The 7888-nt window shown below is 32.5% G+C and carries 9 protein-coding genes; 8 read left to right on the top strand and 1 reads right to left on the bottom strand.

What is annotated here, in order from left to right:
- Positions 1–631, bottom strand: a 631-nt coding sequence (locus tag ACKI67_RS00445) for a hypothetical protein (RefSeq protein WP_407461409.1), incomplete at its 3' end; no start/stop codon positions are given.
- 514 nt (positions 632–1145) lie between these two features.
- Here ACKI67_RS00445 and ACKI67_RS00440 point away from each other — a divergent pair.
- From ACKI67_RS00440 to ACKI67_RS00405, 8 genes are all read left to right on the top strand, one after another.
- Complete coding sequence (locus ACKI67_RS00440; RefSeq protein WP_407461408.1) at positions 1146–2087, top strand: archaetidylserine synthase; 942 nt, start codon at positions 1146–1148, stop codon at positions 2085–2087.
- A gap of 269 nt (positions 2088–2356) precedes the next feature.
- A complete protein-coding gene (locus ACKI67_RS00435; RefSeq protein ID WP_407461407.1) occupies positions 2357–3877 on the top strand; it encodes a hypothetical protein in 1521 nt (506 codons plus the stop codon).
- 203 nt (positions 3878–4080) lie between these two features.
- The gene (locus ACKI67_RS00430; RefSeq protein WP_407461406.1) at positions 4081–4839 is read left to right on the top strand and encodes a class E sortase; all 759 of its coding nucleotides are present in this window, start codon (positions 4081–4083) and stop codon (positions 4837–4839) included.
- Between the two features lie 48 nt (positions 4840–4887).
- A complete protein-coding gene (locus ACKI67_RS00425) occupies positions 4888–5259 on the top strand; it encodes a dihydroneopterin aldolase family protein (protein ID WP_407461405.1) in 372 nt (123 codons plus the stop codon).
- A 247-nt stretch (positions 5260–5506) separates the two neighbouring features.
- The gene (locus tag ACKI67_RS00420) at positions 5507–5713 is read left to right on the top strand and encodes a ferredoxin family protein (RefSeq protein ID WP_407461404.1); all 207 of its coding nucleotides are present in this window, start codon (positions 5507–5509) and stop codon (positions 5711–5713) included.
- Positions 5714–5715: 2 nt separating this feature from the next.
- A complete protein-coding gene (locus tag ACKI67_RS00415) occupies positions 5716–6846 on the top strand; it encodes a 2-oxoacid:acceptor oxidoreductase subunit alpha (protein WP_407461403.1) in 1131 nt (376 codons plus the stop codon).
- A gap of 8 nt (positions 6847–6854) precedes the next feature.
- The gene (locus ACKI67_RS00410) at positions 6855–7715 is read left to right on the top strand and encodes a 2-oxoacid:ferredoxin oxidoreductase subunit beta (protein ID WP_407461402.1); all 861 of its coding nucleotides are present in this window, start codon (positions 6855–6857) and stop codon (positions 7713–7715) included.
- A partial coding sequence (locus ACKI67_RS00405; RefSeq protein ID WP_407461410.1) for a 2-oxoacid:acceptor oxidoreductase family protein occupies positions 7716–7888 on the top strand: 173 nt, incomplete at its 3' end.

The following is a 7888-nucleotide window of genomic DNA, read 5'->3' as shown; positions in this document are numbered from 1 at the left end:
CCTTATCCTGTATTGTTTTCTTTAAGTCAATTCCAAATAAGCTATTGTTTTGGCTGATTAGTTTCACAGCTTCAATATTTTCCTCATCAACTACGGAAACAAGAATTGCAGACAATACGACATCACTCATATCAAGTATTGGTGTCATGGTGCTTCTTAAAAATGAAGGTAATTTCAAGCGTGTATTAAGTTCTGCTTTGATAAAACTGCTTGTATGATCTTCTGCTAAAATGTTTATTTCAGTTTTTTGTCTTGTTGTTTCTCCATTGAATGATTTCATGGATTCTTCAGGACCGACAATAACCAGCAAATTAGGGATGGTTTTTATATGCACATCTGTGATTTCGATTGATGCTCCACCTTTTTCAGAGCATCTATTTCTAAGTTCGCTGATTTTAAGCTCTTCCCCTTTAAGCATTATGCAGTCAAATCTTTTTGCAGTATACTTGTCTATGATTTTTATGGATTCTCTAAATAAAATTTGAACTCTATCACTGGCTGTAATTGCATTATAGGCTATATCATCGACTAATTTTTCATTTCCAGCAATGACACACCATACCTGTGCATTATTTTCTCTAGATGAGACCTTTGCCGCTCTTCTGAGAATTTGTATTCTGTCTTCAATCATAAAATCACGTGATAGATATTTTCAAAGTATTACTTAATTTTCCAAAAATCAAAAAACAATATTACTATATTGAACTAATATATCTTCTTATTAGAATATATAATTTTGTTTTTAGATGTTCGATATCCTCCCATATTCTAAGAATAATATGAAAGATAATAAGTAAAATAATAAGAATTTTTATATATTAATGAGTAATATATAAATAATGGATTAAAAATAATATTATTATAATAAATATGGTTTATTTTTTAATGTAAACATTATAATCGGATTAAAAAATTCATTTTAAAAGAAAAAATGGATTTCATATTAAAAAATTTACTTTGTTTAAATATATTTATTTTATCTAAAAATAATGATTTGGTTTTATTTTTTTAAAATTAGTAAAATATATTAGTTAAATTGTATTTTACTATCATATTATTATTTTTACATTAATTGAGAGATTGTATATTTGTTTTTCGAAAAAATTAAAAGGGAGATTGTTTTAAAATATTATTGGAGTCAAATTATGAGATTAAAAAGTGTTGGAATGGGATATTTTTTAGCTATTCCTGATATCATTTCAATATTGAATTTGGTATTTGGATTTTTAGCTATACTGATGATTATGGATAATCATTTAACATATGCAGCATTATGTATACTTGTTGCAGTTGTTTTTGACTCTATAGACGGATGGGTTTCAAGAAAACTTAATCGTGATGATCCATTTGGTTTTGGTAAAAATATAGATTCTTTAGCGGATATTGTATCTTTTGGTGTAGCACCTTCATTACTCTTATACTATTTAGGATTACAAATATCTGATTGGGCAGCTTATTTGGTGGCTATCGTTGCCGTTTTCGCACTTGTCTGCGGTATTTTAAGACTTGCTCGTTATAATGTAATTGCTGATAAGATTAATTATCATGGATTTGTAGGTTTCCCAATACCTGGTACCGCTATCATATTGGCGTCTTATTATTTAAGTGGCTTATTCAATACTGTGGTTGCAAGCATATTAATGTTATTTGCAGGTTATTTGATGATCAGTACAATCAGATACCCTAAAGTCGACAACTATTATGTCATCGGCCTTGGTGCTTTAATGATCTTGTTGTTGCTTTTACCTATCAATGTGTCAATAGGAGCAATCAATCTACCTGCTTTGGTTTTATTTATCTTGTCATTAATCTACATGTTCATGACATTCTTAGAGTTCTTCATAGATACTGATGAGGCGTTAACACCTGAAAATGTAAATAAGAACATAGGTCAGGTTAGAGAAATAACCGCTAATAAAGTAAGTCTTTCCTTAAGCAATGCTCAAGAAAGATTCAAAACTATGAGAGAAAACATCAATAGGGTTTCTTCTGGTGAAATCATTGGAGAAGCAAAAGAAGCAGAAGAAAATGATGAGAAAGAGGAAAAATTAAAAGCTATTAGCACTGGAGAAGTGGAAGAGGAATAATTTTAAAGATATTATTTTATTTTTATTTCTTTTTTCTTTAATCTCCTAATTTCTTTATTTTCCTTAAATTTCTTTTTTTCTTTATTTTTCTAATAAATTTCTATTTTTATCAAGCTATTTTTCACTTTAAGTTTTTATAAATCAATATTTTTCAAACCTATTTTTCTATTTTCATATCTCATTCTATTTTAGGTTTGATAACTATGACTAATCGAAAAAATCGATTTAATTTATTTAAAAAGGATCTATTTAAGTCTAAGTTAAATAAATTGGGAGAAAAAAACAAGTTAAAATCAGATAAGTCTAAGGATAATGATGATTCTTCCCATTTTGCCAGTTTTGATTCGATTATTCCTGAAAGTTCTCCATTAAAGAAGAGTTCCAATTCGGATGCAGGATTTTTTAATGATAATATTAGTTCTAAAGAAGTTTCTAAGGATAATTTAGACTCTGATGACTTGGATGGTGTTGATGAAAAATATGCCAAATACATTTATTCCAATGATTCAAGGGAGTTTGATGATTTAAATCAAGATGATTTTAATGATGATATGGAGAGTAGTGAGGAATCTGATAAGGAATCTTCTAAAGAAAAACATCATGATAAAAATTCTAATAAAAAGAGTCTTAAAAAAAGTTTATTGGACTTTAAAACTAATCTATTGAATAAAAACAATTCATCCAAATCATTATTTGGAAAGGTAACTGTTCTATTGATAGTTTTTGTATTGATTTCTTCTGTCTTTTACTTCTTTGTCTATCAGCCATTTCAAAGCGAATTGAATCTGGAAAGGAATTCTAAATTAAACGAGGTTCATGCATTGTATAAGGGTCCTTTGGCACTTAATGAAAATGCATATACATTGGAAGATAGGATAAATAAGGCTTATGATATTGAAGAAATCAAGTCTATTGATGTTGTACGGTCTGCAACAAAGGATTGGAGATTATATCACAGTTCCAAAATAGTTTCATCTAAGGATGATTTTGGTAGAGTCATGATGTCTTATGGAGAAAATAGGAATATCCTAATGTCTGTTAAGGATGCAAATGATTTTGTCAAGGATAATGATGCAAAGGTCTTATCGAATGTCCAGTTTGAAAAGGTCAACACAGTCATCGTTCCGATTTCCCTTTCAAGACTTCAAGCTACTGGAGGGCTGATTTCTGTCGGCTCTGTTGTTGACATCTATTCATTAAATGATAACTCTTCAGATTATCCTCAAGAATACGATGGTGCAGATAATGCAAGTGATGTTCCATTGAATGAGACAAGTGTTGATGAACCATTGGAAGATGTTCCTAGTGTTGATTCCTTGGAAGAGACATCAGAAGATGAACCTATAGTCAGTGGTGCTACAGTTTTAGCTATTCTACGTTCAAAGGATAGTGGATTGGTTGACAGCACAGTATCAAAATCAAATACAATAATAAAAGGAAATGAAACCAAACCTTTTGAAAATACCAGTTCCTATTCAAGTGATGTTGAGGAATTGCTTAAGGCAGCGGTCTTGAATTCAAGCAGGAATGACAATGCATTGGATTCCTATTTGACAAATTATGGTATCCGATTGTCTAATTTTGAGCGTATGTCCAATTTAGGTGATTTGGAATCGGAATATATCATTCTTTTGGAAGTTCCCCAATCTGATGTGAATTTTGTAATTAACAATATGGACAGTTTAGTGCTGACAATTCCAACGGAATTTGCTCCAAATTGGGTGGTTAATGAATTAGATGAAACCTATTATGAGAATTTGTATCAAAATCAATCCATAGATTTCCTTTAATTTAATTGGCCTCTTCCAATTTATTTTTTTATTTTTTTATTTCTTTCTTTAATGGAATTTGCATTGAAATAAATATAATAATTTATTAAATATAAAAAATAGATAAATGACTATAAATTTAATATTTTATTAAATGTTTTGAAAATTATTTAATCAATTTTTCAAAACTTAATTTTAATTTAATTATTTTGTTGATGATTTTTATGGATTTGAAAATAAGATGGCCAACAGTAATTATAATAGTTGCTTTGTTGATTATTAGCCTGTACGCTTTAACTGAAGTAAATTACTATTCCTATAAGAATGTTGCTGAATCTAAGGACATTAATGCATCTGTAGTTATTATTCCTTCCATTGGAGTATTTGAGAAAATCAACAATGTTTCCATTTCCCAAGGGGTATTCATAGACTATATTTCCAATATTCCAACCAAGGGAGATGTCATTCTATATGGCCATAGGACATTGCAGGGATCTCCATTTTTACGCTTGGATGCCCTTAAAAAGGGAGATGTAATCACATTGGAATGGCCAGGTATCGGTGAGGTAAATTATACAGTCAAGAAATCTGAAATCATTACACCAACCAATGCATTGGTTCTCAATGAAAGCCATAAAACTGGAGATATTCACAATCAGGAGTTGATTCTGGTTACTTGCCATCCTATAGGTTCAACTGCCCAAAGGCTTATTGTAACTGCTGAATTGAATTCTACTAGCCCAATTAATGAAACCGCTCTTGAAGAGAATCCTCAAGCCCATTGGGCATGGATCATAACATTTGGATTCTTAGCTTTTGGTTTGATTATAGCTTATTTCTCTCCAGCTGATGAAAGGAAAATCATTTTGGCTGTGGTTATAGCAATAACAATAGTTCTGATTTATTTCTCAATCTTCCCAGTATCCTCACAGATATGGGCAGATAAATTAGGATGGTTGAATGGTTTGATGGGAGTAAGTTAGACTAAAATAAGTTTATGCATTTTAATAATTTTTATTCTGAGGTATTTTATGGACACTAAAGAAAAATATTTTTCTAATATTTCAAATAGGGAAAGAGCAATATTTGAAGGAGCAATTAGTATGGGAGCTCTATTCCATCAATTTGTAGGAACTCCTTTCAATAAAACCAATATTCCAAGTCTTGAAAAGGCTATGGAAGAGTCTTTCGCTTTACAGCCTTGCATTGAAAAGGTAGAGGTTTCCATTGATTTGGATAGATTGGATAAGGCTATGACTGAATTTGAATATACTTCCCTCAGTGGAGATATGTTGGACGTTAAGATCTATTCCAAAGTGGATGATGTTTTAGCGGTTATTAGAATCAAATTTATTGAAGAGCTCAATTATCCTTTAATGTTTGTTGAAGAGATAATTGAGTAATTATTCTCTTTTTTTATTTTTTTATTAATCTATTTTTTTATAGTTCTTTTATTATCCTATTTCCAATAATCTATTTTTTTAAAATCTATTTTCCTTGTTAATTATACTAAATTATTTAAATTAATAAAACAATATATATTAATATTATGATTTATATCTTAGAATTTTTTAATAGTATTTAAGGTATTTAGTCAAATGTTTAAAATAATTATTGCAGTATTATAATTATGGAATGTGAGATGATTTAATGATTATTATAGATTCTAAGCTTTGTAAAGGATGCGATATTTGCATAGCAACTTGTCCTAAAAAAGTTTATTCAAAATCTGACAAGGTAAACACAAAAAATGTGTATCTTCCTTTCCCAGAAAATGAGGAAGCTTGCACTAAATGTGGATTATGCGAAGTGTCCTGTCCTGATCAAGCTATTTATGTTGAGAAAGAGGTGGAATAATTATGGTAGAAGAACGTTTTGTTCAAGGAAATGAAGCTTGCGCTTTAGGTGCAATTGCTGCAAACTGCAGGTTCTTTGCAGGTTATCCAATTACTCCATCTACTGAAATTGCAGAACAAATGTCAATATTGCTTCCAAAATATGGAGGTTCCTTTGTTCAAATGGAAGATGAAATTGCATCTGCTGGAGCTATTATCGGCGCTAGCTGGAGTGGTATGAAAGCAATGACTGCTACATCCGGTCCAGGTATTTCATTGATGCAGGAAAATATCGGTTATGGTTTCATAACAGAAACTCCTATTGTAATCATCAATGTTCAAAGAGGTTCCCCATCAACTGGTCAACCTACAATGTCTGCACAAGCAGATATCATGCAGGTTCGCTGGGGTTCCCATGGGGATTATGAACCTATCGCTTTGGCACCTTCATCAGTTCAGGAATTCTTTGACTTTACAATCAAAGCATTTAATTTGGCTGAAGAGTACAGAGTCCCTGTAACTGTCCTTGCTGATGAAGTCGTAGGTCACATGAGAGAAAAATTGATTATTCCTGATAAGGTTGATATTGTAGCTCGTAAGAGACCTGAAAAAGTGGATGGACAATACTTGCCATTTGATGCTCCTGAAGATGGAACCACTCCTATGCCTGCATTTGGTGATGGATTCAATATTCACGTAACTGGCCTCACTCACGATGAAAGAGGTTACCCAGACACTAACGATCCAGACACCCATCATAAATTGGTGGAAAGATTATGCAATAAGGTTTTAATGCATAGGAAAGATATCTGTTCAGTCAAAAAGGAAAATTGTGATGATGCAGATATCGTAGTTGTTTCCTGCGGTTCTCCATACCGTTCAGTTGGAGCTGCTATGAAAAAGGCAAGAGAAGAAGGCATCAAGGTAGGATCCCTTAAGATTGACACTCCATGGCCTTTCCCAGAAGAGGAAATTGCTGAAATCGCAAAAACCGCAAGTGACATAATTGTTCCTGAAATGAACTTAGGCCAATTGGTTCATGAAGTTGAAAGGGCTGCACATGGAGAAGCTAATGTTCACTTGATCGGCAAGATTGGAGGAATTCTCCACAAGCCTGATGAAATTTATGATAAGATTAAGGAGATTAATGGATAGGTGGTAAAATGGTAGAAAAGGAAAGCCCATATAAAAAATATCTTAGAGAAGAAAGATTGCCACACATTTTCTGTCCAGGTTGTGGAAACGGTACTGTTATGAGCACATTCTTTAAAGGTTTGGAAGGAACAGACATTGATTTTGAAAATATTGCAATGGTTTCAGGTATCGGTTGCTCTTCAAGGATTCCAGGTTATGCAAAATGCGATTCTCTCCACACAACTCACGGAAGAGCTTTAAGCTTTGCTACTGGATTGAAGGTAGGAAACCCTGACTTGGATGTTGTTGTATTCACTGGTGACGGAGATGCCGCATCCATTGGAGGAAACCATTTGATTCATGCTGCAAGAAGAAACATTAATCTCACTGTTATCTGTATAAACAATAATATTTATGGTATGACCGGTGGTCAAATCAGCCCTACTTCCCCTAAAGGAAGTTTTGGTACAACTGCACCTTATGGTTCAAGAGATATGCCATTCAACTTGGCGGAGCTTGTAAGTGCAGCTGGCGCATCCTATGTTGCAAGATGGACTACCACTCATCCTCTTCAATTATCCAAAGCCATTCAAAAAGGTTTGGAAAATGACGGTTTCTCATTTATTGAAGTTGTTTCCCAATGTCCAACTTACTTTGGACGTAAGAATAAGATGAAAACTCCACTTCAAATGTTTGAATGGATCAAGGAAAACAGTATCAATAAAAGAAGAGCAGAAAAAATGGAAGAATCAGAATTGGAAGGCAAGATCATTGTTGGTGAATTTGCTAACAAGCCACATGCTGAATTAACTGATAACATTAAGGCATTGGCTGAAGAGAATTCAGACAAGCCACTCGCTATTAAGTCTGCATTTGAGGAGTTGGATTAAATGAGAACTGAAGTTCGTATAGCAGGTTTTGGTGGTCAAGGAGTAATCATGGCAGGAGTCATCATTGGTAAGGCTGCTTCACTCTTTGATAATAAGAATGCTGTTCAAACTCAATCATATGGTCCTGAAGCTCGTGGAGGAGCTTCAAGAACTGAAGTTGTTATTGATGATGA

Origin of the sequence: Methanobrevibacter sp. (assembly GCF_045577275.1) — an archaeon.
In the GTDB taxonomy this organism is placed as follows: Archaea; Methanobacteriota; Methanobacteria; order Methanobacteriales; family Methanobacteriaceae; genus Methanobrevibacter.
Note: the sequence above shows the minus strand (reverse complement) of the source record. Positions and strands in the feature narration are given on the sequence as shown.